Origin of the sequence: Vibrio tarriae, from assembly GCF_002216685.1 — a bacterium.
Lineage (GTDB): Bacteria > Pseudomonadota > Gammaproteobacteria > Enterobacterales > Vibrionaceae > Vibrio > Vibrio tarriae.
The window spans coordinates 844038-870232 of the sequence record NZ_CP022352.1 but is presented as its reverse complement, the minus strand read 5'-3'; the positions used below and the strand labels follow the sequence as shown (position 1 = coordinate 870232).

27 protein-coding genes, 2 pseudogenes and 1 riboswitch are annotated in these 26195 nt (G+C 48.1%); of the genes and pseudogenes, 21 read left to right on the top strand and 8 right to left on the bottom strand.

What is annotated here, in order from left to right; genetic code table 11:
* Positions 1-63 precede the first annotated feature (63 nt).
* From CEQ48_RS04435 to CEQ48_RS04425, 4 genes and pseudogenes are all read right to left on the bottom strand, one after another.
* Positions 64-682 (bottom strand): annotated as a pseudogene (locus CEQ48_RS04435) (NAD(P)/FAD-dependent oxidoreductase); the annotation flags it as partial.
* Positions 631-786: an NAD(P)-binding protein gene (locus tag CEQ48_RS20590; RefSeq protein WP_373419680.1), complete on the bottom strand. Its 156-nt coding sequence runs from the start codon at positions 784-786 to the stop codon at positions 631-633. The pseudogene CEQ48_RS04435 and the gene CEQ48_RS20590, both read right to left, overlap by 52 nt.
* 20 nt (positions 787-806) lie before the next feature.
* Complete coding sequence (locus CEQ48_RS04430; protein ID WP_089070384.1) at positions 807-1880, bottom strand: class I SAM-dependent methyltransferase; 1074 nt, start codon at positions 1878-1880, stop codon at positions 807-809.
* Positions 1881-1912: 32 nt separating this feature from the next.
* Positions 1913-2299: a hypothetical protein gene (locus CEQ48_RS04425; RefSeq protein ID WP_089070383.1), complete on the bottom strand. Its 387-nt coding sequence runs from the start codon at positions 2297-2299 to the stop codon at positions 1913-1915.
* 74 nt (positions 2300-2373) lie between these two features.
* On the opposite strand from CEQ48_RS04425, the gene CEQ48_RS04420 reads away from it, so the two are divergent.
* The 17 genes and pseudogenes from CEQ48_RS04420 to CEQ48_RS04340 all read left to right on the top strand — a co-directional run bounded on the left by CEQ48_RS04420 (position 2374) and on the right by CEQ48_RS04340 (position 17612).
* Positions 2374-3105, top strand: coding sequence for a beta-ketoacyl synthase chain length factor (locus CEQ48_RS04420; protein ID WP_089070382.1), 732 nt, complete (start codon positions 2374-2376; stop codon positions 3103-3105).
* The gene (locus CEQ48_RS04415; protein WP_089070381.1) at positions 3102-3860 is read left to right on the top strand and encodes a lysophospholipid acyltransferase family protein; all 759 of its coding nucleotides are present in this window, start codon (positions 3102-3104) and stop codon (positions 3858-3860) included. Before CEQ48_RS04420 ends, CEQ48_RS04415 begins: the two co-directional genes overlap by 4 nt.
* An 81-nt stretch (positions 3861-3941) precedes the next feature.
* Positions 3942-4202: a phosphopantetheine-binding protein gene (locus CEQ48_RS04410; RefSeq protein ID WP_045570971.1), complete on the top strand. Its 261-nt coding sequence runs from the start codon at positions 3942-3944 to the stop codon at positions 4200-4202.
* Between the two features lie 16 nt (positions 4203-4218).
* Positions 4219-4473 carry an acyl carrier protein gene (locus CEQ48_RS04405; RefSeq protein WP_039424926.1) on the top strand — a complete coding sequence of 85 codons (255 nt, stop codon included), beginning with the start codon at positions 4219-4221 and terminating at the stop codon, positions 4471-4473.
* A 3-nt stretch (positions 4474-4476) separates the two neighbouring features.
* Positions 4477-5034, top strand: coding sequence for a COG4648 family protein (locus tag CEQ48_RS04400; RefSeq protein WP_089070380.1), 558 nt, complete (start codon positions 4477-4479; stop codon positions 5032-5034).
* Between the two features lie 7 nt (positions 5035-5041).
* Positions 5042-6415, top strand: coding sequence for an AMP-binding protein (locus CEQ48_RS04395; RefSeq protein WP_089070379.1), 1374 nt, complete (start codon positions 5042-5044; stop codon positions 6413-6415).
* 20 nt (positions 6416-6435) lie between these two features.
* Positions 6436-6807: an ApeI family dehydratase gene (locus CEQ48_RS04390; protein WP_039433870.1), complete on the top strand. Its 372-nt coding sequence runs from the start codon at positions 6436-6438 to the stop codon at positions 6805-6807.
* Positions 6800-8509 (top strand): glycosyltransferase family 2 protein, encoded by a 1710-nt coding sequence (locus tag CEQ48_RS04385; protein ID WP_089070378.1) that lies wholly within the window; start codon positions 6800-6802, stop codon positions 8507-8509. The genes CEQ48_RS04390 and CEQ48_RS04385 overlap by 8 nt, the downstream gene beginning before the upstream one ends.
* Positions 8487-10031 (top strand): HAL/PAL/TAL family ammonia-lyase, encoded by a 1545-nt coding sequence (locus CEQ48_RS04380; RefSeq protein WP_089070377.1) that lies wholly within the window; start codon positions 8487-8489, stop codon positions 10029-10031. The genes CEQ48_RS04385 and CEQ48_RS04380 overlap by 23 nt, the downstream gene beginning before the upstream one ends.
* A gap of 8 nt (positions 10032-10039) precedes the next feature.
* Complete coding sequence (locus tag CEQ48_RS04375) at positions 10040-10486, top strand: acyl-CoA thioesterase (RefSeq protein WP_089070376.1); 447 nt, start codon at positions 10040-10042, stop codon at positions 10484-10486.
* On the top strand, positions 10480-11100 hold the full coding sequence (locus tag CEQ48_RS04370; protein WP_089070375.1) for an outer membrane lipoprotein carrier protein LolA: 621 nt from the start codon (positions 10480-10482) through the stop codon (positions 11098-11100). The genes CEQ48_RS04375 and CEQ48_RS04370 overlap by 7 nt, the downstream gene beginning before the upstream one ends.
* Positions 11090-13399 (top strand): MMPL family transporter, encoded by a 2310-nt coding sequence (locus CEQ48_RS04365; RefSeq protein WP_089070374.1) that lies wholly within the window; start codon positions 11090-11092, stop codon positions 13397-13399. The genes CEQ48_RS04370 and CEQ48_RS04365 overlap by 11 nt, the downstream gene beginning before the upstream one ends.
* Before the next feature lie 56 nt (positions 13400-13455).
* A pseudogene (locus CEQ48_RS04360) lies at positions 13456-14005 on the top strand (DUF3261 domain-containing protein).
* Positions 14006-14019: 14 nt separating this feature from the next.
* Positions 14020-15207 carry a beta-ketoacyl-[acyl-carrier-protein] synthase family protein gene (locus CEQ48_RS04355; RefSeq protein WP_089070373.1) on the top strand — a complete coding sequence of 396 codons (1188 nt, stop codon included), beginning with the start codon at positions 14020-14022 and terminating at the stop codon, positions 15205-15207.
* A complete protein-coding gene (locus CEQ48_RS04350) occupies positions 15200-15664 on the top strand; it encodes a hotdog family protein (RefSeq protein ID WP_089070372.1) in 465 nt (154 codons plus the stop codon). Before CEQ48_RS04355 ends, CEQ48_RS04350 begins: the two co-directional genes overlap by 8 nt.
* Complete coding sequence (locus tag CEQ48_RS04345; RefSeq protein WP_089070371.1) at positions 15661-16386, top strand: 3-ketoacyl-ACP reductase FabG2; 726 nt, start codon at positions 15661-15663, stop codon at positions 16384-16386. The genes CEQ48_RS04350 and CEQ48_RS04345 overlap by 4 nt, the downstream gene beginning before the upstream one ends.
* A complete protein-coding gene (locus tag CEQ48_RS04340; protein WP_089070370.1) occupies positions 16383-17612 on the top strand; it encodes a beta-ketoacyl-ACP synthase in 1230 nt (409 codons plus the stop codon). The genes CEQ48_RS04345 and CEQ48_RS04340 overlap by 4 nt, the downstream gene beginning before the upstream one ends.
* A 66-nt stretch (positions 17613-17678) precedes the next feature.
* Here the strand turns inward: CEQ48_RS04340 and CEQ48_RS04335 are convergent, their stop codons facing one another.
* Positions 17679-18032 (bottom strand): DUF3024 domain-containing protein, encoded by a 354-nt coding sequence (locus tag CEQ48_RS04335; protein WP_089070571.1) that lies wholly within the window; start codon positions 18030-18032, stop codon positions 17679-17681.
* A 208-nt stretch (positions 18033-18240) separates the two neighbouring features.
* On the opposite strand from CEQ48_RS04335, the gene CEQ48_RS04330 reads away from it, so the two are divergent.
* On the top strand, positions 18241-19077 hold the full coding sequence (locus CEQ48_RS04330; RefSeq protein ID WP_089070369.1) for a phosphate ABC transporter substrate-binding protein PstS family protein: 837 nt from the start codon (positions 18241-18243) through the stop codon (positions 19075-19077).
* A 145-nt stretch (positions 19078-19222) separates the two neighbouring features.
* Here CEQ48_RS04330 and CEQ48_RS04325 read toward each other — a convergent pair whose 3' ends face one another.
* Together CEQ48_RS04325 and CEQ48_RS04320 are read right to left on the bottom strand one after the other, a co-directional pair.
* On the bottom strand, positions 19223-19894 hold the full coding sequence (locus CEQ48_RS04325) for a MaoC family dehydratase (RefSeq protein ID WP_198301088.1): 672 nt from the start codon (positions 19892-19894) through the stop codon (positions 19223-19225).
* A gap of 321 nt (positions 19895-20215) precedes the next feature.
* Positions 20216-21766: a cryptochrome/photolyase family protein gene (locus tag CEQ48_RS04320; protein ID WP_089070367.1), complete on the bottom strand. Its 1551-nt coding sequence runs from the start codon at positions 21764-21766 to the stop codon at positions 20216-20218.
* A 269-nt stretch (positions 21767-22035) separates the two neighbouring features.
* Positions 22036-22136: riboswitch (cyclic di-GMP riboswitch) on the top strand.
* 117 nt (positions 22137-22253) lie between these two features.
* Here CEQ48_RS04320 and gbpA point away from each other — a divergent pair.
* Positions 22254-23711 (top strand): N-acetylglucosamine-binding protein GbpA, encoded by a 1458-nt coding sequence (gbpA, locus tag CEQ48_RS04315; protein WP_089070570.1) that lies wholly within the window; start codon positions 22254-22256, stop codon positions 23709-23711.
* 110 nt (positions 23712-23821) lie between these two features.
* Here the strand turns inward: gbpA and CEQ48_RS04310 are convergent, their stop codons facing one another.
* Positions 23822-24202 (bottom strand): hypothetical protein, encoded by a 381-nt coding sequence (locus tag CEQ48_RS04310; RefSeq protein ID WP_089070366.1) that lies wholly within the window; start codon positions 24200-24202, stop codon positions 23822-23824.
* Positions 24203-24385: 183 nt separating this feature from the next.
* Between CEQ48_RS04310 and CEQ48_RS04305 the strand changes: the two genes are divergently transcribed.
* Together CEQ48_RS04305 and CEQ48_RS04300 are read left to right on the top strand one after the other, a co-directional pair.
* Positions 24386-25564, top strand: coding sequence for a MerR family transcriptional regulator (locus tag CEQ48_RS04305; protein WP_089070365.1), 1179 nt, complete (start codon positions 24386-24388; stop codon positions 25562-25564).
* A gap of 10 nt (positions 25565-25574) precedes the next feature.
* On the top strand, positions 25575-26117 hold the full coding sequence (locus CEQ48_RS04300) for a GNAT family N-acetyltransferase (RefSeq protein ID WP_089070364.1): 543 nt from the start codon (positions 25575-25577) through the stop codon (positions 26115-26117).
* Positions 26118-26195: the final 78 nt, after the last annotated feature.

Genomic DNA, 26195 nt, shown 5'->3' with positions numbered 1-26195 from the left:
AGGGTGATGGTGAGTAGCACCATCACCCTTTTATTTGCTCAGCACTCAAGTTCACTACTTTTATTACTGAGCAAGAACTCTGTTTTCACCAATAATTTCCGCTAAATTATTCAAACGTCGATGTGAATCTTTTACGTATGAGTTTTCTCGACCCCAAGTATATCCTGTAAGGATTGAACAGATCATCTACTTAATACGTGGATTCGGCTCTTCATAGAAGTTCACATCCTGCAATGTACCGTCGTACCACCCTTAAACATAGGTTCGAAAAGTATTAACCCCTACCATTAATCGTTGCGCATAGTCTGCCTGCCAATTAACACTCTCACCATTAAGTTGTCTAACCACACACAGGCGGCCAATTGTGCCGACTTCATCGCAATAGTCACGCCAGACGAGAACACTGGGTCAAGAAACTCACCTGCGTTACCAAGCAATGCGTAATGATTCGTTGCCAAATGTTTCACGTTGGCCGAATAACCGCCAAGCTCCCCAGCAGGATTGGGGTATTAAACCCTGACTCTGCACTAGCAAGCTGCTGCATCGCTGCGATTTTATCTTGCAGGTAGTTGGCAAAAAACGCCGGCGTACCGGCGATACCAAACGAGCAAGTACCGCTAGAGAATGGAATCAGCCAGTACCAGACATCCGCATGTTGTGGATGCTCGGAAATTGCGCTTTTTCCAATACAATGACATCGATGTTTTGCGCTTTCAGTAGCGCAGCAGCCGTCGCCCCTGAAGGGCCAGCGCCGATAATCACAACCTGAGTCGATTGCTTTTGCATCTCATTTTATCCTGAGTTTTTTAATGTGATTTTGCGACCAGTTTTAGCAAGGTATGACCAAGACCGATATTGTCAGTTCTTTCAATCACCACTAACCCCGCTTCGGCGACAATTTGCAGAAAATCGTCACTGCGGTAAAAACGGCTGTTACCATTGGCCAAACAGGTAAAGTACAGCGAGGTCGCATTAAGGCTGTAAGATGCCGCGTCGTATTTCTGAGCATCACAAAAGAGCTCAAGAATATACACCACTGCTCCGGGCTGAAGGCTCTCTTTAACGCGAGTCAAAATGCTGAGAATCTCCATTGGCGAGAAGCAGTCAAGAAACTGGCTCATCCACCAGATATCGCCTTGTGTCGGCAAAGCTTGCTTTTTATCCAACATATTGGCAGGGAAAGGGGATATTCGCTCAGCAAAACCTTGCTCACGGGCATTGGACATCGCCAGTTCTAACTGACGTGGCAGATCGACAATGGTCACTTTAACATCTGGATCATAATTGCAACACTGAAGAGCCCATTTTCCGGTGTTTCCACCAATGTCTATGATGTGTTGGGGTTTGTCTGCAAACACCCGCTCTAGTAGGATTGGAAAAGAACGGTCGGAGTAATAGTGATCAAACTGAAACCAACTCTCTTTAGCTTTATCCGGTAAACGTGAAAGCCCTTCGTAAATGGTGCTCCAATCGCCCAGTTCTTTCAGACCAGCTGGTTTCCTTTCCAATATTGATTCAGTCAGATGCCCCATCGCGGCGTAACATACATCTGCCGTGAAATCCATATTAGTCTTAGTCATCCCATCATGCAGTAGATAATGTCCGAGGTTCGCCAGTACGTAGTTAGGCTCTCTCCAGACCACAATGTGGGCACTCAAAGCCATATCTAGCAAAACTTTAACCCCATATTCAGATACGTTAGTTTGCTCAGCAATGATTGTAGCTGTCAGCCCCGTTTCTCCTGCTGAGTCCAAAACTCCAAGTATATTTAAGTCTCTAAGAGTTCGGGCTGTATGGAAAAGAATCGGGGCAAAGGAGAGTTTTTGTGCCTCTGTTTTGGCTTCAAAAGCGTTATAAGGATCTAAATAATGATTTAACACGGAAAAACCTAACTAATAGTGAGAAGAAAACGTTACTGCGCAGCCAAAGCAAGTTGACGCTGAATATCAACATTTAAATTATTGATCCAACGATTGTAGTTTCGGTGGATATTACCATCATCTGCTTTTAGGTTTTCTGACTGAACATAAAGAACTGAATAATACTTCGTGCTGTATGGTATTTTAACTTCAGCAAAGTGTGAGCGAACATGCAGTTTCGCACTTAAAACACCGGGCGCAACTTCATTTACTACCCAACCACGATTTGTTGCCGCTAACAGAATCGCGCTTTTTACTTGTTTGCTTTGAAGATCATAATTGATAGGAGTATTCTCTACCTGCATAATTGGTTGTAAACGACCACAGCCAACTAACAACAACGTCAAACAAAAAGAAATTATAATTTTAAAGGTTTTCATCTAGATATTGCTCCTGAATTCAAACGAAATAGAAGCCTTTAGTATGAACTCCGTTGGAAACAAATCAACAACCTATGTCAAATTCATCCTCTTTTATCTGTTTAAATATTGAAAAGTGGTATGCAAGTTCAGCCGGGCTGAATGGCAGCCAAGCTTGGCAAGATTGGGCTTTGAACGGTCAATATCCCGAAAACAACAAAACGATATTTACTAATATACCAGCGATGATGCGTCGGCGGATGAGCGAATTAAGTAAACACGCGGTGCACAGCGCACTGGAATTACTTTCGCAAACCTCGGTCGATTATATGGTATTTTCCAGTCGGCATGGTGAGTTACATCGCAGCATCGCATTAGTGAAAGATATTTTACTAGGTGAAGAGGCCTCACCCATGGCGTTTTCTCAATCTGTACATAATACCGCAGCGGGGCTGGCCACCATCTCCAGTAAAAAGCCCATTCCATTGACCTCTATAGCCGCGGGCGAAAATACCTTCCACAGCGCGCTACTTGAAACCTTCTGTTATTTACAGCAACACCATGACAAAAAAGTCTTATTGGTGGATTTCGATGAGCCTTTGCCCGAGGATTATGCCGAATTCGAAGAACAGTCGTATCGCGGTTATGCCCTTGCATTGGTGATTAGTCAAGGTGAACAATTCGCCATCAGTCAAGCCGCACCCAGGGTGGAACCAATCACGCCACGCCCACAAGCGTTGCAGTTTTTGCAACACTATCTAGCTAGTTCAGTTCGCACATGGTCAGTTTCCACTCGTCGTCACACTTGGATATGGCAGCAGAAATGAGAAAAATTGGTCAGTACTGGCGTATTGTCGCCACGGGTTTCTGTTTTGCCATGTTTGGTATTGGTGGATTAGCACTGAGTTTTGTGATTATCCCTCTTATTCACTTGCTTGAAAAAGATCAAACGCGGCGTGAATATCGCGTACAAAACACGATCCAAAAAACCTTCAATCTATTTTGCAAGTTGATGAAATACACTGGCGCAATTGACTACAAAATAACCGGTACTGACATTTTAGCCAGTGATAGAAACTGTTTAATAATTGCTAATCATCCCAGTTTGATTGATTACGTGTTAATTGCCTCACAGTTGCCACAATGCGATTGTTTAGTTAAAGCAGCGATTTGGGATAATCCTTTTATGAAGCACGTAGTAAAAGGCGCAGGTTATATTCCCAATAAATCCCCTGATGAATTACTCAGCCAGTGTGAACAGCGCTTTGCGCGTGGAAATGTATTGTTGGTATTTCCTGAAGGAACCCGTACAACACCCGGAATAAAATCTAATTTACAACGCGGCGCAGCCCAAGTGGCAGTTCGTACTGAGCGTGATATGCGCGTTGTGCACATTACCGTAACGCCTAGTTTTCTAACAAAAGAGAAAAAGTGGTATCAAGTGCCAGAGAGCAAACCCTTCTTTCATATAGAGGTAAAACATAAGGTTGAGGTAAAACCATTTATAGAGCAAACTAGCAACCCAACGTCAGCAGCTAGAAGATTAAATCAACATCTGGCTGAGACCATTTTCCCAAGTTAAGTGACTTATTTGCCCTTCTTATGGCAATTTTCGCTCATTCTCGGTTTTTTTCACAATATCAGTCAATATAAGTAGGTCCCAGTGGAAGTACTACATAACGAAATCAAACAACTGATCATCGACGCCCTTAACCTTGAAGACATTTCGATTGATGATATCGAAACGCAAGCACCGCTGTTTGGTGATGGTTTAGGCTTAGACTCCATCGATGCATTAGAGCTCGGTTTGGCCATTAAAAAGAAATACAATATCGTTATTGATGCGGATGATAATAACACCCGTCAACACTTCGCCTCTGTCGCTAATTTGGCGAATTATATTTCTTCACAAACCGAACATTAATTTAGTAGGCCCTGATATGTCAGTAGTAAATCAACAACAAGTCTTTGAGCAAGTAAAAGCCGCTCTGATTGAGCTATTTGAGTTGGATGAAGATGATATCCAGCCCGAAGCCAATCTGTATCAGGACCTAGATCTAGATAGTATTGATGCGGTTGACCTTGTGGTGCACTTGCAAAAAGTGACCGGCAAAAAGATTCAACCAGAGGAATTCAAAACCGTACGTACCGTCAATGATGTAGTCGACGCGGTTGTTGAACTCGTAAAGGGCTAACCGATGCGCACATTGCTGACAGTTCTGTCTGCAATCGTACTGCTCGCTTACCCATTTGCGGTTTACTTCGGTCTCGATAAGCTTGGTCTTAACGTGGTTGCTCTCCTTTTAGGCGCAGTGTTCCTACTAAGAATCTTTTCTGGCCATCAGGCCAAGCTTAAAGAGCTGAAGCATCTTGCTGTATTAAGCGGCATGGTCGGTGTCACTCTGGTCACGCTTGGGGCAATTTTTAAGCAGCAAGGTTGGCTGACCTTTTATCCGGTGGTGATAAACCTGTCGATGCTGGCCGTTTTTGCCCTCAGTTTGACTCAATCACAAACGGTGATTGAACGTTTGGCCAGATTGCAGCAACCGGATCTGCCTGAAAGTGGCGTGCGCTACACGCGCACCGTCACCAAAGTGTGGTGCGCATTTTTTGTCTGCAACGCGGCCATCGCTCTGTATACCTGCTTTCAGCCATTGCACGTCTGGACACTGTACAACGGTTTGATCAGCTATTTGGCGGCGGGGAGCTTATTTGCCGGAGAGTGGATCGTACGCCAACGTGTTCGCAAGGACTAAACATTCGATGAGTCAAACTCAACCATTTCTCTCTTTGTCGACGCTGTTTGCAACTGGCAGAGCGCCCAATCACCCGATCGCATTTGATGCGCAGGGAGAGCGCCACTGGCAGCAGTTCTTGGCGCAGGTTGCCGCGCTTTGCCAGCGACTCAACCGCGAGCCAGCGAAGAAGGTCGCTCTGTGCTGTTTGGACAGCTACCACTTTGCCGTGGGCTTTTTTGCTTTGTGTTACAGCCAGAAAGCGCTCATTCTGCCGGGTAACTATCAGCCATCCGCTTTGGCAGAACTCAGCAGTGAGTTTGATCTGCTCCTTTGCGATCATAAGATTGCACAAAGCACGTCACTTCCTCATCTTTTGCTTGAGCCAGAGTCGATGGAAAGCGCCAGCTATGTGTTTAAACCGCTCGATGTGGAAAACCTCACCCTGACCTTATTTACTTCTGGCTCAAGTGGGGTGCCAAAAGCAATCGCCAAAACAATCAAACAACTTGATATCGAGATTGAGATATTACAACGTCTGTTTGGTGCTCAACTGACGAACTGTCGCATTGAGAGTACTGTCTCCCATCAGCATATTTATGGCTTACTATTTCGCCTGTTGTGGCCTCTGTGCGCAGGTCGAGCATTTGCACGCTATAACTTGGAATATCCTGAGCAGTTGATCGCCCACGCTGAGGAGAAAGTCGCGCTGATCAGTAGCCCTGCGCTCTTAAAACGTTTGGCTCAGGAGCATCAGACTGGCGCTTTCGCGGCTATTTTCTCATCCGGCGGACCACTGAGTTTTCAGGCCGCCCACGATGCGCAGCAGTTGTTTACTCAGTGGCCGATAGAAGTGTTTGGCAGCACCGAAACGGGCGGAATTGCCTATCGCCAGCAGGTTTGCGAGCACCAACCGTGGACGCTGTTCCCCGGCGTTGAGGTTATGCTTAATGAAGAACGATGTTTACGCTTACGTTCGCCGCATATCTATCCGCACCACTGGTATCAGACCGCCGATGAATGTGAGTTGCTCGGTGAGCGGCAATTTATCCTCAAAGGACGCACTGACCGCGTGATTAAAATCGAAGAGAAACGTGTTTCGCTAGTCGAAGTGGAAAAGCGTCTTGAGCAGTTAGCATGGTTCAGCGAAAGTGCGGTCATACCGATGCAGGAAAATGATCGCTTAGTACTGGTCGCTGCGCTGGTCCTAAATCAGACAGGCAAACAACAGATAGAAGATATCGGCAAAGGCAAATTCTGGTTGCAGCTGCGCGCTGAGCTGCGCCAGTGGCTAGAGCCGATTGCCATACCTCGGCGCTATCGCCTAGTGGAACACATCCCACTCAATAGCCAAGGAAAACGGCTGAACAACGAAATCGAGATGCTTTTTCAGTCCAATTAATGACAAAAAAATAGAACATCATGACCCAAAAAAGAAAGCCAACGCTGTTATCCGTTGTGGTCGAACAAGACCAAGCCACACTGCATTTGCGTGTTGATCACGACATACTGGACTTTTCCGGTCACTTTAGCCATTTTCCGTTGTTGCCGGGCGTGACCCAAATTGATTGGGCGGTCGCTTATGCCAAGGAGTTTTTGCATACGCCACCTTCCTTTAAAGGCATGGAAGTGATCAAATTCCAAGAACCGATTTTGCCAGATAGCGAAGTGTCGCTACAGCTCAAATGGGATGACGAAAAACAAAAATTGCACTTTGCCTACACGTCACAACGAAATGGCGCAGTGGTCAATCACTCTACTGGAAAAATGAAGTTGGGGAACGCTAGTGAGTAATTACCACGCTTGCTTTTTGATCCCATGCTACAACCACGGTAGCACCGTTGGTCAGGTCATTGATGCCCTGCTGCCATACCAACTGCCGGTTATTTTGGTTGATGACGGCAGTAACCTCATTACACAGCAGCAACTCGAGCGGCAAGCGCAGCGCAACAATGTTCATTTGGTCAGGCTGGCGCACAACCAAGGCAAAGGTGGCGCGGTCATGGCGGGGATTCGCCATGCCAATAAACTCGGTTTTACTCATGCTATCCAGATTGACTCCGATGGTCAGCATGATATTCAAGCTCTACCAAAACTGCTTGAAACGTCAAAAAGGCTCCCCGAGCGCCTCATCTCTGGCAAGCCGATTTACGATGCAAGCGTGCCTAAATCTCGACTCTATGGACGCTACGTGACGCACGTTTGGGTATGGATTGAAACCTTATCCTTGGCCATCGAAGACAGCATGTGCGGTTTTCGCGCCTACCCGGTGGAGAAAACCGTCAGCGTGCTCGATAAGTACCGAATTGGCAGTCGGATGGATTTTGATATCGAGATCTTAGTGCGGATGTACTGGGAGGGGGCCGATATTGAGTTTATCGAAACTCGGGTCATTTACCCCGAAGGCGGCATCTCCCACTTCGATGCGCTGTGGGACAATGTCAAAATCAGTTGGATGCACACCCGGCTATTTTTCGGCATGTTGCCGCGTATTCCCAAACTTCTTGGCCGAAAAAAGCCCAATTCGCAGCCAAGAACCCATTGGTCGAAACAGCAGGAAAAAGGCACCGTGCTTGGGATTAAGCTGCTGCTGGCGATTTATACTTTGCTTGGCAGGCCGACTTTTAACCTAATTTTGCGTTTGGTGATGGGCTACTACCATGCCACAGGCAAGCAGGCAAAAAGCGCCTCGCAAACCTATTTGGCTCAGTTGCAACACTACGCCAGTGACAAGCAGATCGAGCTACCCGACCACCTCACCAGCTACAATCATTTGTTCTCGTTTGGTCACACCATGCTCGACAAACTGGCCGCGTGGAAAGGTGACTTTTCAGCGCACAATCTTACTATTCACGGCCAACAACAGTTCGACCAAATGGTCGCGAGTAAGCAGGGCGTGGTGATCTTAGGCTCACATTTAGGCAACCTTGAGCTGTGTCGCGCACTGGGGCGACGCCATACTGACGTCAAGATCAATGCGCTGGTGTTCACTGAGCATGCCGAGCGCTTTAACGCTGTGATGAAAGCGGTGAATCCAAGCTCGGAGCTGAACTTGATCCAAGTAAGTTCGTTAGGGCCGGACACCGCTATCTTGCTGCAACAGAAAATTGAGCAAGGTGAGTGGATAGTGATTGTCGGCGACCGCACCTCCACCAGCAAAGAGAGCAGAGCGGTATGGGCCGATTTTCTCGGTAAGCCAGCACCTTTCCCTCAAGGGCCATTTATGCTGGCGTCCATCTTAAAAGCACCGGTTTATTTGTTGTTTGGTTTACGGGATGACACCAGTTCCACAGCGCATTTTGATGTCTATTTCGAGCATTTTAGCGACAAAATTGTTCTGCCTCGCAAAGAGAGACAAGCCGCTTTAGAAATGGTTGTGCAACAATACGCGCAACGTTTAGAACATTACACGCTGCAAGCTCCTTTGCAGTGGTATAACTTTTTCGATTTTTGGAACCTGACAGATCAGCAACATGACAACGCAAACAGAACATAACATCTCCTTTGGCCAGGGACGCCTGACGATTGAAGACGTCAGCGCAATTGCACAGGGGGCAAAAGCCCGCTTAAATGACTCAGCCCAGTTCAACGCCAAAATCGACCGTGGCGTGGCTTTTTTAGAGAAGTTACTCAAAGAAGAAGGCGTTATCTACGGTGTCACCACCGGATACGGTGACTCTTGTACCGTGGCAATTCCAAGCCAACTGGTTGAAGAGCTTCCGCTGCACCTAACTCGCTTTCACGGCTGCGGCCTTGGCAAAGTGCTCACTCATGAGCAAGCGCGCGCGGTACTGGCGACACGCCTTTGCTCACTCGCGCAAGGTGTTTCCGGCGTAAGCCACGAGCTGCTCAAGCAGATTGTCACGCTGATCAATCATGACATCGCCCCGCGAATTCCAGAAGAAGGCTCGGTCGGCGCTAGTGGCGATCTCACGCCGCTCTCCTATCTTGCAGCGGCCTTGATTGGCGAGCGCGAAGTGTTATATCACGGCCAAGAACGCGCCACCGCGGAGGTGTTTGCTGAGCTGGGGATCCAACCTATTAAGCTGCGGCCAAAAGAAGGTTTGGCGCTGATGAACGGCACCTCGGTCATGACCGCACTCGCTTGTCTAGCATTTAAACGGGCCGAATATCTCACTCAGCTTACAAGCAAAATCACCGCGATGGTTTCGGTTGGCATGCAAGGCAACGACTTCCATTTCGATGAAGCCCTGTTTGCCGTCAAACCGCACCCAGGTCAGCAACAGATCGCGGCGTGGCTGCGTGCCGATCTTAAAGCTGAACAACCGCCGCGTAACAGCGATCGTCTACAAGATCGCTACTCGCTGCGCTGCGCGCCACATGTGATTGGCATGGTGCAAGACGCCCTGCCTTGGCTGCGCCAATTGATCGAAAACGAGCTCAACAGCGCCAATGACAACCCCATCATCGATGGCGACAATGAACGCGTTCTGCACGGCGGACATTTCTACGGCGGCCACATCGCTATGGCGATGGATACGCTAAAAACGGCGATTGCCAACTTGGCGGATCTACTGGACAGACAAATGGCGCAGTTAATGGACTATAAGTTCAATAACGGCCTACCATTTAACCTAAGTGGTGCTGAAGGCGAGCGCAAACCAATCAACCACGGTTTTAAAGCGGTGCAGATCGGCATTTCCGCTTGGACAGCAGAAGCCCTGAAACACACCATGCCAGCCAGCGTGTTCTCACGTTCAACCGAATGTCACAACCAAGACAAAGTGAGCATGGGCACTATCGCCGCGCGCGATTGTCTACGCGTACTGGAGCTGACGGAACAAGTGGCCGCAGCCTCGTTACTTGCCGCCACGCAAGCGATCGAAATTCGCCGCCGTCGCGGTGAGTTGAACCAGCAACATATGAGCGACCAACTGCGTGCGATGTGCGCTCACGTGTTGGAAGAGTTTGATTTTTTGAGCGAAGATCGCCCGCTAGAGAAGGACCTGCGCCACTTTATCGCGCGTATTCAACAGCGCCACTGGTCATTGTATTAAGAGGTTCTATGACAGAGATACTTTACCCTTTGGAAGCGGAGGTGACTTTGGTCACCACCTTTCAAGACGCCGATCCGATGGGCGTGATTTATCACGGTAACTATTTTCGCTTTTTTGAAGAAGCTCGCCGGGTAATGATGGAGAAAATCGATTACGGCTATCTGAAAATGACCGAATCGGGCTTTATGTGGCCAGTGATTGATGTTCAGGTAAAGTATGTCCGCGCCATTGCATTTAATCATCCGATTCGGGTCAAAGCCCGCCTGACGGAATGGGAAAATCGGCTGCGTGTCCACTATGAAATCTACGATGCTCAGACTGGTCAACGCATGACAAAAGGCCACACCACCCAAGTGGCGGTGGGGATTGAAGACAAAGAGATGCGCCTTGCTTCGCCAGCGGCACTCCTTGAGCGCGTGGCACAGTGGCATCAGCATGGAGAATATCAATGCTAAACCGCTTGAAAAACCCGCTTTGTCTGCTGCTCAGCTTGTTCTCTTTCGTCACCTTTGCCAAGGTGGACAACCTAGATTCGCTGCAAAAACAGCTCTCTAGCCATGCTCTGGTGCGCGGTCAGTTTACCCAGCTTCGCCATTTGCAGATGTTTGCCCAGCCCCTCAGCTCGCAAGGCCAGTTTGTGTTGGATAAGCAGCACGGTTTGCTGTGGCAACAAACAGAGCCGTTTCCGGTCAATTTGGTGCTGACGCAAGATAAACTCAGGCAGAGTATTGCTGGTCAAGCGCCGGAGGTGATCACGTCGGCACAAAATCCGATGGCATTTTACTTCAGCCGGATTTTTTTAGCCGTATTTCATGGCGATACCAACGCCTTACAAAACGAGTTTGACCTGTCACTCAGCACCGATGATGCCAAATGGACGCTGACCTTAGCGCCAAAATCCGCCCCTTTAAATGCGGTGTTTGAGCGTATTGTTTTGCAGGGCGAAGATGAGATAGAGCAGATTGAGCTGCTGGAAAAACGTGGCGATCGCAGCGAAATTCATTTCCAAGCACACAGCCATCAACCCGCTCAATTGACCAGCACGGAGCAGCAACAGTTTGCGTTTTAAATCTCCTCTCTTCGCCTTTGGCTGGCTTGCGCTGGTGATCGCCGCGCTCATTCTACTGCTGAAACTGTGGAATCAAAGCGCAAGCGCCCCGATCGAAACGGATATTCTCAAGCTTTTGCCACAAGACAAACAAAATCCCGTGGCCGAACAAGCCTTCTCTCACATGGCTGATTCGATGGGCAAACAGGTGGTGTTTGTGGTGGCTAACCAAGACGCCTCCTCTGCTTTTTTAGCCAGTCGCCAACTGGCGGAAAAGCTGCAACAAAGCGGCTATTTCCACCAAGTGATTGGCGAGATTGATGCCAACGCTCAGCAGCAGTGGGCCAACTACTATTTCACTCATCGCTTTCAGTTTCTCACTGCGCAGCAGCGACAAAGGCTCAGTGAACAACCCCAGCAACAAGTGCAATACGTGCTTCAGTCGTTGTATAACCCCTTTTCAGGCGTGACTGGCACTGAACTCGCTAACGATCCTTTTCTGCTATTTCGTGATTATCTCAATGAGCTCTCACAGCGCGCGGGCACGTTTAAAGTACGCGATGGATTTCTCACCTTGGAGAAAGATCACACCACCTATGTGTTGCTCAGCGCACAATTAGCCGATTCGCCGTACAGTTTGGATGCCCAACGCGCGGTCGCGCAGATTTCACAGTGGCAGCAGCAACTGGCGGCACAGACGGGCAGCGAGTTTTACCATACCGGGGTGCTGTTTTACGCCGATTTTGGCACTCAAAGCGCAAAGCAAGAGATCAGCACCATTGGCATGGCATCGCTTGCAGGCATTGTACTATTGATGCTTTGGGTGTTTCGTAGCGCCACCCCACTTCTGCACGCCCTGCTGTCTATCACTATCGGGCTACTGGTGGCGTTTTGTGTCACCTTGTGGCTGTTTGGCAAAGTTCATCTGTTCAGTTTAGTCTTTGGTGCCAGCCTGATTGGCGTTTCGATTGACTACTCGTTTCACTACCTCACCGACCGCTTAGCCGCTGGCAGAAAGTGGCACAGCATCTCGGGGCTGCAACACATTTTTGCCGCCATCACCTTAGGTTTGATCACCAGTTTAATTGGGTATTTGGGCTTACTGATTGCGCCTTTTCCCGGTTTACAGCAGCTTGCGCTTTTCTCCGCCACAGGCCTTCTTGCTGCCTACTTAACCGTTGTCACTTGGTATCCCTGGCTGGCTGCGCGCCCATCAAAAGAACGCGCTTTGCCGGGCCTTGCTCTTTGGCAGGCTTGGCTTGCCTGCTGGCAACAAAAACGCGTCGCTGTTTATCTTCCCGCAGCTATTACCCTAGCCAGCCTACTCGCCGTCACCCAGATCCGTTACGACGATGATATCCGCCAGTTGCAAGCGTTGCCGCCACAGCTCAAGAGCCAAGAGAGTGTTATTGCACAGCTCACTGGCGTGCACGCCTCACAGCAAATGTTACTTGTTCTCGCCGAGAACAACGAAAAACTGCTGCAGCGCTTAGAGTCACTGGAACCCACGCTGGCCGATTGGCAACATCAGGGGCTCATTTCTGCTCATCAAAGCCTTGCACAAACGATCCATTCGGTCGCCCAGCAGCAACAGGATTATCAGTTAATCAAAGCGCTTTATCAGGGGTTTTCCGGCTCACTGAGTCAAAATTTGGGGCTCAAGCAGGTCGCCAGCTTCGACGCGGCTTTTAATCCGGTCTTTTTACAAGATTATCTGCAATCTCCCGTCTCCGAGCCTGTGCGTTTTATGTATCTTGGGCTGATCGACGAAAAGGTTTCTGCCGCAATTTTGCTCAAAGAAGTCAGTAATTCAAGCGCAATCAAACAGTTTGCCGAGCAAGATGCCGAAATCCTTTATCTCAACAAAACAGAAGATATCTCGCAGCTGTTTAGCCAGTATCGCGTCAAAGTGATGGAATTAATCGGCGCCGCTCTGCTGGTTATCTTCAGCTTACTCAGTTGGCGCTACGGAGTGCGCCACAGCGTGCGCATCGTTTTGCCATGTCTCATCGCCTGCCTTGCTGGTCTAGCAGTATCTGTGTTCACTGGATCCACACTCAATCTGTTTAACCTGCTTGCACTGGTGTTGGTGATTGGCATTGGGATCGACTACACCTTGTTTTTTGCCGAGCAACAAGCAAGGCACAGTACCTTGCTCGCGGTGACACTCTCCGCCATCACCACCCTGCTGTCGTTTGGCCTGCTAGCACTGAGTGCCACACACGCCATTCACAGTTTTGGCCTAACGGTCCTAAGTGGAATTTTTGTCGCATGGCTTCTCGCACCAATGGCGATTGACAACAAAGGAAAATCATCGTGACGCTTTCACGCTTATGGCTTTTGGCCATCGTCAGCTTTGTGCTGCAAGGATGCACTCTGACACCGTCTGCCCCACTTTCAACGGTGCAGATAACGCCAGAGGTCAAGGTCACCTTACCCTCACCAAATGAACTGGGCCAACATATCAGCGCCACTCAGCTCATCACGGCCACGTGGCAGACAGAACAAGGCCAGCAGACCCAGCAGCTTCCTGTGCAGTTGCAAGTCGATGCGAATAAAGTGGTGTTGGCGGGTTTCTCGTCGTGGGGAACACGGCTGCTCTCACTAACTTATCAAGATGGCGAGATAGAAACGCAAGTCTTAAGCGGGTTAGAAAATACCCTACCACAGCCGGAGCAGGTTCTTTTTAATCTGATGATCACGCTCTGGCCGCAACAAGCTTGGGAAGCACCGCTAAATCAGGTAAAGTGGCGACTTATTGATAACACCAATAAGCGCATCATCATTGATAATAACGGAAAAGAGACGCTCCGGATTCAGTATGAGAATGGCCGCGGTTTTGACGGCACTGTCCATTTTTTACTCGGTGCAAAATCACTACAGTATTACCATTGAGACGCTCAACTACCAGATAACACAACCCTAACTGTAATAAGCCAAATGAATTCGCACTCTTTTCAACCCATTTATATTCATGGCTGTGGCTTTCATTCTGCATTAGGTTCAACCCCAGAGCAGATCCATCAACGCCTAGCGCTAAACCGCAGCGAACAAATGATCGTTGAGCCTTCGCTGCTCAACACTCAAACCGCAACGGTCGTCGGAAAAGTGACCCAACCTTTGCCTGACATGCCGCTGCAACTGACGGATTATGACACACGCAACAACCGTCTAGCGTTCTCAGCGTTAAAGCAAATTGCAGCGCAAGTCGAGCAAGCCAAGCAGCGCTTTGGCAGTCATCGTATCGCGGTTGTCATCGGTTCAAGCACCTCCGGCATTGCCGACGGTGAAATCGCCTATCGAGAGAAGATCGAAAGCGGTGCATTTCCTGACAGTTTTCACTACCGGAAACAAGAGCTCGGCAACGTCAGTGATTTTGTCGCCGACTATTTCGCCCTCACAGGCCCAAGCTACGCCATCTCGACCGCTTGTTCATCCAGCGGCCGCGTGTTTATCTCGGCCAAACGCATGTTGCAAACGGGTATGGCCGATGCTGTGATTGTCGGCGGTGTAGACACCCTGTGCCGTCTAACCCTCAACGGTTTTAACGGTTTAGAAGCATTGTCAAACCAGCATTGTCAGCCTTTTAGTGCTGATCGCGATGGGATTAATATCGGCGAGGCAGCGGCTTTTATGTTGCTGAGCTTAGAATCCAGTGATGTCGCTCTGCTTGGCTGCGGCGACAGCTCAGATGCGCATCATATTTCCGCACCTCATCCTGAAGGTAACGGCGCCGAAGAAGCGATGCAAAAGGCACTGCTCGATGCCCATCTTTCTGCCAAGGATATTGGCTATATCAACGCACACGGCACTGCTACTCCACTCAACGACAGCATGGAAAGTAAAGCCATCTATCGTGTATTTGGTGACAAAGTGCCCGTCAGCTCAACCAAGCATCTCACCGGTCACACCTTGGGCGCCGCCAGCGCGGTAGAAGCAGCTATCGCTTGGCACATCCTCAAATACGATCTGGATTTGCCGCAGCAAGAATGCCCGAACAAAGCAGAAGATATTGCAATCCGCTTGGTGGAAACGCCTACCAAGCTTAAGAAGAAAGCGATTTTAAGCAACTCATTCGCCTTTGGTGGCAACAACATTGCGCTAATTTTTGGACTCACTCATGAATAACCTTGCTGACATCGCCACTCTGCTGCCACACGATGCGCCGATGATTTTGATTGATCGCGCGATAGACGTGCAGCCAACTCGCATTCACTGTCAGGTGGACATTGGTGAGCATAATGTCTTTTTTGACAGCCAAACATGCAGCATTCCCGCTTACGTCGGCATTGAATTTATGGCTCAGTCGATTGCCGCTTGGTCAGGGTATCATGCACTGCAGAAAGGCGAACAGCCACCGATCGGTTTCTTACTCGGCAGCCGTCGTTATCAAGCCCATTGCGATCTTTTCCTCCAGGGCCAAACGCTGGATATTTTCGCCGAACAAATCATGCAAGACAGTGGTATGGCCGTCTTTAGCGGTCAAATCGAATTGGCTGGCCAATTGCTGGCACAATGCCAGTTGAATGTTTACGTACCAAGCGAAGAAAAATTACAAGAAATGAAAATCAGGAGTCAACAATGACCCGACAAGTGTTAGTCACCGGGGCCAGTAAAGGAATTGGTAAAGCCATTGCGATTCAATTGGCCAAAGATGGGTTTTCCGTCGCCGTTCATTACATGGGAGACAAAAATGGCGCTGAAGAAACCTTAGCGGCCATTCAGGCACAAGGTGGCACAGGCCGTTTAATCCAGTTTGATATCAGTAATCGCGCCCAATGCCGAGAACAGATTGAAGCCGACATCGCCGCTCACGGCGCTTATTATGGCGTGGTCAACAATGCTGGCATCACACGCGATACTGCGTTTCCAGCGATGACAGAGGCAGAATGGGATGGCGTGATCCACACCAATCTCGACAGTTTCTACAACGTGCTGCACCCATGCGTCATGCCTATGGTGCAAAAGCGTCAAGGTGGACGCATCGTCACGCTGGCATCGGTGTCTGGCTTGATGGGCAACCGTGGTCAAACCAACTATGCGGCGGCAAAAGCGGGCGTGATTGGCGCAACCAAATCGCTGGCACTTGAACTGGCGAAACGCAAAATCACCGTTAACTGTGTTGCGCCCGGCTTAATCGATACAGGTATGGTCGATGAACACGTCAAAGAACATGCATTACCGCAAGTGCCGATGCGCCGTATGGGGCAACCTGAAGAGATTGCAGGTTTGGTCAGCTATCTGATGTCCGACATCGCCGGGTATGTTACCCGCCAAGTCATTTCGGTCAACGGAGGTTTAATATGAACCGCAGAGTCGTTGTAACTGGCATGTCTGGTGTGACCGCGTTTGGTCATGATTGGGCCAGCGTTGAGCCGCGTCTCAAAGCTTTAGAAAATGCTACGCGCTACATGGAAAACTACGCGCAGTATGAAGGGCTCAACACCAAACTCGCCGCCCCTGTGGTCGATTTTGAACTCCCATCGCACTATAAACGCAAGCAGGTACGTGGCATGGGGCGCGTCTCCAAACTCGCCACCGTCGCCACGGAAAATGCACTCAAGCAAGCTGGTTTAATAGGTCACAAGGTGCTAACCAACGGCCAAACAGGCATCGCTTATGGTTCATCAACTGGCTCTACCGATGCGATCGGTGCTTTCGGCGTGATGCTTAACGAGAAAACCACCAAAGCGATCACTGCGACCACTTATGTACAGATGATGCCGCACACCACCGCCGTTAACGTTGGCTTGTTTTTCGGTTTACGTGGCCGAGTAATTCCCACCAGTAGCGCCTGCACGTCCGGTAGCCAAGCGATTGGCTATGCGTATGAGGCCATCAAGCATGGTTACCAAACCGTCATGGTCGCAGGTGGAGCAGAAGAGTTATGCCCGACAGAATCCGCCGTTTTTGACACCCTTTTTGCCACCAGTCTGAAAAGCGATGCACCGAAAACGACGCCAAGCCCTTACGACAAAGATCGTGACGGGCTGGTGATTGGCGAAGGCGCGGGAACACTGGTGCTGGAAGAGTATGAACATGCGGTGGCTCGCGGGGCGAAGATCTACGCAGAAATTATCGGTTTCGCCAGCAATTGCGATGCGGCGCACGTCACTCAGCCACAAATGGAAACGATGCAAATCTGCATGGAGATGGCACTGCAAAACGCCAATCTGCATCCGAAACACATCGGCTACGTGTCGGCTCACGGCACCGCCACCGACAGAGGTGACATTGCCGAAAGCAACGCCACTCAAAATGCCGTCGGCAAGGTGCCTATCAGTTCACTAAAGAGTTACTTTGGCCACACGCTGGGCGCTTGCGGCGCAATTGAAGCTTGGATCGCGATTGAGATGATGAACAGCGGTTGGTTTAACCCCACTCTCAACCTCAACAACCTCGACCCCGAATGCGGCGATCTCGATTACATCACAGGCAGCGGACGCGAGATGGATATCGAGTATCTGATGAGCAACAACTTTGCTTTTGGTGGCATTAACACCTCGATCATTTTTAAACGAGCCCAAGCTTAATCACTGTGCTAGGCATTCTCAGGAATGCCTTTTTTATTTCGCCAACCACACGCTATATCACTGAAACTAAACCCAGAAATAAGCTTTAGGGTCTTTTTCTACTTCGCGCATCATTGCCGTCAAATCTTCACTACGCGCTAAAAATGGATAAGGGATCCAAGCTTCACTCTGCGCTTTTTGTTGATCGTAGGCGTAAAGCGCCCACTGTTTAGACGCTTCTTCCCAGACGATTTTTGCAACCAAACTTTCGTAGTCACAACGGGTTGAGTCGAGTTTGTAGTGGCACAGAATAAACTGCACCCCGTGCTCGATAGGCTCAAAGCTCGACTTGCCCAGCTCAGCAGGTAAGCTCTGGTTGCGGCTCATGCAAAGCAATTCTGCACGGCGTTCAAGCTGTCTCTGGAGAAGATTGACAATCATTTTTAACCCCATCGGTGACTTAGTCTGCTCAGTATGGCTATCTCAGCGATGCAATTCCATGATCTCAACATCATTTGATGTATAAGCAATTCGCGTTAACCTAATGAATTTCACAAATCTACTCACCAACCTAGCGATGCCTTCACATTTTTGTCATACGTTTCAGGCATACTGCGTAAAATTTTTTTGACAATATGGGAGCTAATTTATGATCAGGATGGCACTTGCCGCCGTTTGCGCACTTCTTTTTTCCATCACAACGATGACACCTTTTGTGCAAGCAAGTGAAATTACCATTTCAGGTTCCACCTCAGTGGCCAGAATTATGGACGTACTGGCTGAAAAATATAACCAACAATATCCCGAGACTTATGTCGCAGTCCAAGGTGTGGGTTCTACCGCTGGGATTTCTCTTTTGAAAAAAGGCGTCGCGGATATCGCTATGACCTCACGCTATCTCACGGAAAGTGAAGCCCAAAACACCCTGCACACTTTTACGCTGGCTTTTGATGGTTTAGCGATTGTGGTTAACCAAGCCAATCCAGTCACTAATCTAACACGAGAGCAGTTATACGGCATTTACAAAGGCCAAATCACAAACTGGAAACAAGTGGGCGGTAGCGATCAAAAAATCGCAGTCGTAACTCGTGAAGCTTCATCAGGCACTCGTTACAGTTTTGAAAGCTTGATGGGACTGACCAAAATCGTTAAAGATCGTGAAGTCTCTGATGTTGCCCCCACCGCTTTAGTAGTCAATAGCAACAGTATGATGAAAACCTTGATCAACCATAACCCACAAGCAGTTGGCTTTATCTCGATTGGTTCAGTCGATAAATCCGTCAAAGCAATTCAGTTTGAGAAAACGGATCCCACTTCTGACAATATAGCTAAGCACACTTACCAATTATCGCGACCATTTTTAATTTTGTATTACTCCGATAAAGCCGATGAACAAACTAAAGAGTTCATTGCCTTTTTAAAGTCAGAGCGTACTAAAAAATTGATTGTGGAATACGGCTACATTATGCCAAGTGATGTGGAATAAACCGCAAGAGCACCACTCTTACTGCATGAGTTTCTGCATGGTTTCACCATAGTTCTTCATGGTTTACCACAGACAGTGTGCTTCAGAAACGAACAAGGAGAGCAAATAGGCTCTCCTTGTTGATTTATGCTGATGACAGAATGGGTTAGAAGTGCAGTTGGATCACTGACACTACAACACAACCCGGACGACGAACACCTTCAATCTCAACCTTGATTTCACGCTCAATCTCAAGTCCCTTCTTAATCGGGGTAACTTTCGACAAAGTGCTCACGGCACGAACTCTATTACCCGCTTTTACTGGATAAGGGAAACGTACCGAGTTCAAGCCAATATTGACCACCATTTTCGCAGTTGGAAACAAGGTTTTCTCTTCATCAACGCTGTCTGTTAACTTTGGCAGCAATGCCAGTGTTAAAAATCCATGCGCAATCGTCGTTTTGAATGGCGACTCCAACGCCGCACGATCCGGATTGGTATGAATCCACTGCATATCTTCAGTGACTGCACCGAATTGATTGATTCGCTCTTGATCAACCAGCAACCAATCTCCCGTATGGATCACTTCACCCACCTGGGTTTGCAACTCGTCATACAACGCCTGAGCCTCGGGTTTGAGTACAATCGGCTCAGGGATCGGCGTATCTTCATTGGCAGGCAGATGTAGATCTTTTACCCACGCAAACAGCGGGCGGTTTTGGGTCTTGTTTAAAATATCACCCCAGTACTCGCGTACAGACGGAGACATCCACTGTTTAAATTCAGTGTGCTTAACCAAGTTTTCAGCTCGATGCTTTAAAAGATCCGCGACTCTCATCAAAACCTCATTCTTAACCAAGAAGAAATGGAAACGACCTAATTTTGAAGTACTTCACAATAAGCTGCAATCACTTTCGGGCGTACATGCGTAACCTGTAACCGACAAACACTTTTAAAAACAAAAACTTATCAATAAAACGTTATTTTATTAGTGTTTGAGCGATTAGAGCAAACACACCATTCATTTCAGTCATTTTGCGCTACGTTAGCCAAGCAAGCTCATCGGCAACTTGCAAAGGGTTTAGAATGCCAAACAAATATTGCACCAAATATACCCTTCCTACTTGAAGCTGCAGCATAGGTACTTCCTGCCCTTCATTCATAAACTTTCAATCTGGCTCAGATACGCATCAGCCGTGATCAGGATCGCTTGCTGAGAATCGCTCGTCATCTTGTCCCACGTTTTGTATAGCATTCCGATGCGAGGATTGTTGGCGAGTCGATCACGATGTTTAAGCATAAACCGCCAGTAAAGCGAATTTAGCGGGCAAGCTTTCTCACCGGATTTGAGTTTCACTTGATAAGCACAAGAGGCGCAGTAGTCACTCATTTTATTGATGTAGGCACCACTGGCTGAATAGGGTTTGGTGGCGATCAATCCGCCATCCGCAAACAGCGCCATACCTCGCGTATTGGGAAGTTCGACCCATTCAATCGCATCGATATAGATACCTAGATACCAGGCATCGACTTGATCAGGGTCACACTCCGTCAGCAAGGCAAAGTTCCCCGTCACCATCAAGCGTTGAATATGATGCGCGTAGCCAAAATCCAGTGACTGAGTGATCGCCTGCTGCAAGCAACGCATCTTGGTTTGTCCATTCCAGAAATAGCTTGGTAACGGCCGCTGCGCTCCTAAATGATTGCGTGTTTGGTAATGAGGCATATTGCTCCAATACATGCCGCGCACATATTCACGCCAACCGAGAATTTGCCGCACAAATCCTTCCACTTGAGCTAACGAGATCTGCCCTTGAGCTGCGCGATAAGCACTAATAGTGGCTTCAATCACTTCGCGAGGTGAAAGTAGCTTACTATTGAGCGCAAATGAAAGTCGGCTGTGATACAGGCTCCAGCGATGGGGATGCTGCGCCGTCATCGCATCTTGGAAGCGGCCAAAATTAGGCAGGCAAATTTGGCAAAAATGCGCCAATAAGGAAAGCGCTTGGGCACGACTGATAGGCCAAAGCAGTGACTCCCCGACTTGTCCGATAGACGGAATCCGATGACGTTCTAATCGCGCCTTGATGGGCGCAACGGGATTATCAAAACAGAGTGGCGCCGGCAGCTGAACGAGATCTGGCGCTTTCAGCTTATTACGATTGTCGGCATCAAAATTCCACTGTCCGCCTTCAGGTTTGCCATCAGCCGTCATCAAATAACCAAAACGCTTACGCATTCGTCGATAAAAGTGTTCCATCAGCACGGCTTTGCTTGCGGGAAATTGCTCTGGGATCTCAGCAAACGGTAGCAAGAAGTGCTCAGTGTCAACGCACCCTATTGTGATGCCGGATAGGCGCAAATTGGCCATTTGCTCAAGCAGCCGATACTCGTCAGGTCTTTGGTATTGGAAAGCATCGGCCTGAACTTGCTGGCAAATCTGCGCGATCAGATCGGGTAAATCGTTATATTGCGCGCTGGCATCCAGATCCAGATGCCATACGTGATGCCCTTCTGCACTTAAATAATCAGCAAAAGCTTGCATGGCCGCAAAAAATGCACACTGTTTTTGAATGTGATGGCGAACGTACTCCTGCTCCTGATGCAGCTCTGCAATCAGGTATAAAACATCATCCCTATGCTCAGAAAACCAAGAATGAGCATAGTTGAGTTGGTCACCCAATATCAATCGCACAACGGAATAGCGCATGGTGCTCCTTAATCAATACCGCGACAGAAGAATGCATTATCTTCCATTCATGCTTTGGGTATACGTTTAAAACCGCACTCCGATCAGTGGTTAACCTGTATTGACATGGTCGAAACCGAGTAAAGCATCAACCTCTCATATTGAATAAACATTATATATTTCATGAAGATATTAGTTATTTAACTCTAAAAAATAAGCGTGAGAGCTTGATTCCACATATTGAGTAATGACTTCGCTTTCTCTCTTGGTCTTAAGTAAATTTGCTCTCGGTCACGCTTCGGCAAACCATTTGAAAAAATGGGACGCAAAGCCTCCGGTCTGTCGGCAAAAGCTCAGCGCTTTTGAAACCTATGATAGCGGGGTTGCCATTTCGGCTTATGCCGTTTTGTCTTATGCGTTGCTGAATGTGCTGAAGTTCAGATTCACTCTGAACTACGTCTGGCACTTTGTCAGGCAAACTATGTCAGCTAACAAAAAAGAGTCTGTGATGAAAAAACAACCTAAAATGACCGCTATCGCCCTGATCCTCTCTGGTATCAGTGGATTAGCGTATGGACACGGCTACGTTTCCGCAGTGGAAAACGGTGTCGCCGAAGGACGTGTCACCTTGTGTAAATTTGCCGCTAACGGCACTGGAGAAAAAAACACTCACTGTGGCGCGATTCAATACGAACCACAAAGTGTCGAAGGCCCAGATGGCTTCCCGGTCACTGGCCCTCGCGATGGCAAAATTGCCAGTGCGGAATCGGCATTGGCGGCAGCGCTGGATGAGCAAACCGCTGACCGTTGGGTAAAACGCCCAATTCAAGCTGGCCCACAAACCTTCGAGTGGACGTTTACCGCCAACCACGTCACGAAGGACTGGAAATACTACATTACCAAACCAAACTGGAACCCAAACCAGCCATTGTCGCGTGATGCATTTGACCTCAATCCGTTCTGTGTCGTTGAAGGAAATATGGTGCAGCCACCCAAACGTGTCAGCCACGAATGTATCGTGCCTGAGCGCGAAGGGTATCAGGTCATCCTCGCCGTATGGGATGTGGGCGATACCGCAGCTTCCTTCTACAACGTGATCGACGTGAAATTCGACGGGAGCGGCCCAGTGTTACCCGATTGGAACCCTGCAGGTCAAATCATTCCAAGTATGGATCTCAGCATTGGCGATACCGTGTACACTCGCGTGTTTGATAACGAGGGGGAAAACCCAGCTTATCGCACTGAGCTGAGAATTGACTCTGAGACGCTAACCCAAGCCAATCAATGGTCTTACGCATTAGCAACTAAGATTAACCAAACACAAAGTCAACTTCGCGCAGGTCAGATTAACGGCGATCAATTTGTTCCCGTTTACGGCACCAACCCGATTTATCTGAAAGAAGGCAGTGGCTTGAAGAGTGTTGAAATTGGCTACCAAATTGAAGCACCACAACCTGAGTATTCACTGACGGTTTCTGGTCTAGCGAAAGAGTATGAGATTGGCGAACAACCGATTCAGCTTGACCTGACTTTAGAAGCGCAAGGTGAAATGAGCGCAGAGCTGACGGTTTATAATCACCACCAAAAACCGCTGGCAAGTTGGTCACAAGCGATGACGAATGGCGAGCTGAAATCCATCACGCTACAGCTGAGCGAAGCTAAACCGGGACATCATATGTTGGTTTCTCGCATCAAAGATCGTGATGGCAATCTGCAAGATCAGCAAACTCTCGATTTCATGCTGGTTGAACCGCAAACACCACCAACACCGGGTGACTACGACTTTGTGTTCCCGAATGGCCTGAAAGAGTACGTGGCTGGCACCAAAGTGCTCGCTAGTGATGGCGCAATCTACCAATGTAAACCGTGGCCATACTCTGGCTACTGCCAACAATGGTCAACCAGCGTAAATCAGTACCAACCGGGTACAGGCAGCCATTGGGATATGGCGTGGGATAAACTATAAATTCCCTCCCTAAAACACAAAATCCCTCAGCCAACGCTGAGGGATTTTTTATTTCGGTTAGAGAGAGCCTAATCACCGATAGAACAAAAGTAACAGGATTAAACCTTGTTTTACTCTTCATCCATTTCGCAATCAGTACAACTTTGCAGAGCGATTTCGTGTTCAAACACGATTGTCTCGTTACCTTCGGCCACAAGTTCTGCAATTTCATCCGCGACTTCTTGCTCATCTTCCGCTTCTACTTGATTTGCCAGTTCTTCTTCTGAGTAACCGTAGAAGTTCAGCAATAAGTAATCGCGCGCTTCTTCTTTAGTACAAGTCACGTTCACTGAAAGATCTGGCTCAACGTTGTCTTGTGCAATCAGCTCTGCCACTTGTGCTAATAAATCCTCTTTCATCGCCGCCGTTAACCAGCCTAAATCCGTACTAACGGTGGTTTTTTTACAGTCAAAACAAGGCAGTTGATGAAAGTAATATTCAAAATTGGTCATAGGTCATGTCTTCTTTCAGAGTGAGTAGCCAGATTATGCGCGATTTCTCGCAAATTACTATCTTAATCATGAGGAAAGAATCTCTGAGTGTGTGCGTAAAAAATCGCTCAACGCTGCTTGACCTGTCTATAGCTCTACAGTTCATACTAGCCGCATATTCAGCCTTTTGAGCTCAGATAAAGCATGTATTTAATTTCAGAATTAGCGTTTAAGGCGGGGCTCTCTCGAACCACTCTGCTTTACTACGAGAAATTAGGATTGATTCGGGGACAACGTCTTGATAATGGCTATCGCTACTACAACGAGAGTGATCTGCAGCAACTGTTTCTTATCCAACAGCTTCAGAGTGCGGGGCTCTCATTGAAAGAGTGTGAAGAGTGCTTACAGGCGAAACTAGACCGAACCCTATTGGAAAGACGTTTAAGCCAACTCGATGATGAAATTGAGAAAAAGGTTCGTGCTCGAGAGTTGCTTTTAGCCTTGCTCGGCGAACGTCCACAAAGAGAGTTACACCACTCTCTCAGTAAACATGCTCCGAGCGCTTACTTAAGTTGGCTCAACACGCAAGGTTACAGTGAAAAAGAGGCGTTCCGATTAAAATGGTTATCGAAAGATATGAATGAACACGACATCTATATGCAAGATTTCATGAAGGTTTTTGCCACTTTGCAACGCTGGGGCCCCGGTGGTGAGCAAGATACCTTAAAAGCCATTTCCTTGATGTCGATACAAAACATGCAGCACATTCTCGACATCGGCTGCGGAACGGGCCTTTCGACACTCCTGCTGGCTGAAAACAGTTCGGCACACATTACTGCCGTCGATAATGAACCCATCGCGATTGAACAACTTGAGAAGCAACGCCAGCACTCACCATGGAAAGAGCGGATATCCCCAGTATTGGGTTCCATGACAGCGCTCCCCTTTGCAGCGAAAAGCTTTGATGCAATCTGGGCAGAAGGCTGTGTTTACATCATGGGCATGGAGAACGCCCTCAAGCAGTGGAAACCTTTTTTAGCTGATAACGGCATCTTGATGGTCAGTGATTTGGTCTGGCTCACTGAGAATCCGGAACCGGAAACTCAACAATTTTGGCAATCCGAATACCCTGATATCCAATCGATACCTTCTCGAATCAAGCTTTTCAAAAAGCTGGGTTATGAGGTGATGGAGCATTTCTCATTAGGCGTTGATGCATGGCAAAACTACTGGCTACCACTGCAAAACCGTGTCCAAGAGTTAAAACTTCGGCTGACAAACTCCCAAGCCTTGTCTGACATAGAAAAAGAGATTGCTATCTATGAACGAAGTGCTGCCAAAGACTTTACTTATCAATATTTTATTTTGAAACTTAACCACTAGAGACTTAAGAATGAATTTTTCTTTATACAAATCACAGCAAAAACTAGAGATTATCGACCTGTTCCAAAACACCTTTTCTGATTCTGAAGGATCAGAAGAAGGCACTGTGATTGGAAAACTGGTCTCCGATTTTCTCAGCAACTCCCTTCAAGAAGATGATCTTTTCGTGTTTGTCGCATGCGATGACCACCAACGTGTTGTCGGCAGCATCCTTTTCTCTAAGCTCTCATTTCCTAATGAGGAAAACGTGTATCTTCTCGCGCCAGTGGCAGTAGCAACGAAGTGGCACGGTCAAGGCATTGGACAATCACTGATCCGTTTTGGATTAGAGACGTTAAAAGCAAAAGGTGTCAGTATTGTTATGACCTACGGCGATATTCGCTTTTACTCCAAAGTCGGATTTACTGCGATTAATGAAGAGAGGATTCAAGCGCCATTGACTTTGTCCTATCCTGAAGGTTGGCTTGCTCAATCGTTAACAGGGAAAGCGATCACCCCGATCAGCGGTAAACCCACATGCTTAGAGGCGATAGCAAATCCTATTTACTGGTAGGCTTAAATTATGGATGACACTCTGTGTGACCCGATGTTTTTTTTACTGCCAACTTCCCTGCACTTTCCTGTTTGTTGA

Excerpts from the sequence above, each read along its gene's own strand:
- CEQ48_RS20590 (WP_373419680.1), bottom strand. The coding sequence starts at position 786 with ATGCAAAAGCAATCGACTCAGGTTGTGATTATCGGCGCTGGCCCTTCA.
- CEQ48_RS04425 (WP_089070383.1), bottom strand. The coding sequence starts at position 2,299 with ATGAAAACCTTTAAAATTATAATTTCTTTTTGTTTGACGTTGTTGTTA.
- CEQ48_RS04420 (WP_089070382.1), top strand. The coding sequence starts at position 2,374 with ATGTCAAATTCATCCTCTTTTATCTGTTTAAATATTGAAAAGTGGTAT.
- CEQ48_RS04415 (WP_089070381.1), top strand. The coding sequence starts at position 3,102 with ATGAGAAAAATTGGTCAGTACTGGCGTATTGTCGCCACGGGTTTCTGT.
- CEQ48_RS04405 (WP_039424926.1), top strand. The coding sequence starts at position 4,219 with ATGTCAGTAGTAAATCAACAACAAGTCTTTGAGCAAGTAAAAGCCGCT.
- CEQ48_RS04400 (WP_089070380.1), top strand. The coding sequence starts at position 4,477 with ATGCGCACATTGCTGACAGTTCTGTCTGCAATCGTACTGCTCGCTTAC.
- CEQ48_RS04395 (WP_089070379.1), top strand. The coding sequence starts at position 5,042 with ATGAGTCAAACTCAACCATTTCTCTCTTTGTCGACGCTGTTTGCAACT.
- CEQ48_RS04390 (WP_039433870.1), top strand. The coding sequence starts at position 6,436 with ATGACCCAAAAAAGAAAGCCAACGCTGTTATCCGTTGTGGTCGAACAA.
- CEQ48_RS04380 (WP_089070377.1), top strand. The coding sequence starts at position 8,487 with ATGACAACGCAAACAGAACATAACATCTCCTTTGGCCAGGGACGCCTG.
- CEQ48_RS04375 (WP_089070376.1), top strand. The coding sequence starts at position 10,040 with ATGACAGAGATACTTTACCCTTTGGAAGCGGAGGTGACTTTGGTCACC.
- CEQ48_RS04370 (WP_089070375.1), top strand. The coding sequence starts at position 10,480 with ATGCTAAACCGCTTGAAAAACCCGCTTTGTCTGCTGCTCAGCTTGTTC.
- CEQ48_RS04355 (WP_089070373.1), top strand. The coding sequence starts at position 14,020 with ATGAATTCGCACTCTTTTCAACCCATTTATATTCATGGCTGTGGCTTT.
- CEQ48_RS04350 (WP_089070372.1), top strand. The coding sequence starts at position 15,200 with ATGAATAACCTTGCTGACATCGCCACTCTGCTGCCACACGATGCGCCG.
- CEQ48_RS04345 (WP_089070371.1), top strand. The coding sequence starts at position 15,661 with ATGACCCGACAAGTGTTAGTCACCGGGGCCAGTAAAGGAATTGGTAAA.
- CEQ48_RS04340 (WP_089070370.1), top strand. The coding sequence starts at position 16,383 with ATGAACCGCAGAGTCGTTGTAACTGGCATGTCTGGTGTGACCGCGTTT.
- CEQ48_RS04335 (WP_089070571.1), bottom strand. The coding sequence starts at position 18,032 with ATGATTGTCAATCTTCTCCAGAGACAGCTTGAACGCCGTGCAGAATTG.
- CEQ48_RS04330 (WP_089070369.1), top strand. The coding sequence starts at position 18,241 with ATGATCAGGATGGCACTTGCCGCCGTTTGCGCACTTCTTTTTTCCATC.
- CEQ48_RS04325 (WP_198301088.1), bottom strand. The coding sequence starts at position 19,894 with ATGAGAGTCGCGGATCTTTTAAAGCATCGAGCTGAAAACTTGGTTAAG.
- CEQ48_RS04320 (WP_089070367.1), bottom strand. The coding sequence starts at position 21,766 with ATGCGCTATTCCGTTGTGCGATTGATATTGGGTGACCAACTCAACTAT.
- gbpA (WP_089070570.1), top strand. The coding sequence starts at position 22,254 with ATGAAAAAACAACCTAAAATGACCGCTATCGCCCTGATCCTCTCTGGT.
- CEQ48_RS04310 (WP_089070366.1), bottom strand. The coding sequence starts at position 24,202 with ATGACCAATTTTGAATATTACTTTCATCAACTGCCTTGTTTTGACTGT.
- CEQ48_RS04305 (WP_089070365.1), top strand. The coding sequence starts at position 24,386 with ATGTATTTAATTTCAGAATTAGCGTTTAAGGCGGGGCTCTCTCGAACC.
- CEQ48_RS04300 (WP_089070364.1), top strand. The coding sequence starts at position 25,575 with ATGAATTTTTCTTTATACAAATCACAGCAAAAACTAGAGATTATCGAC.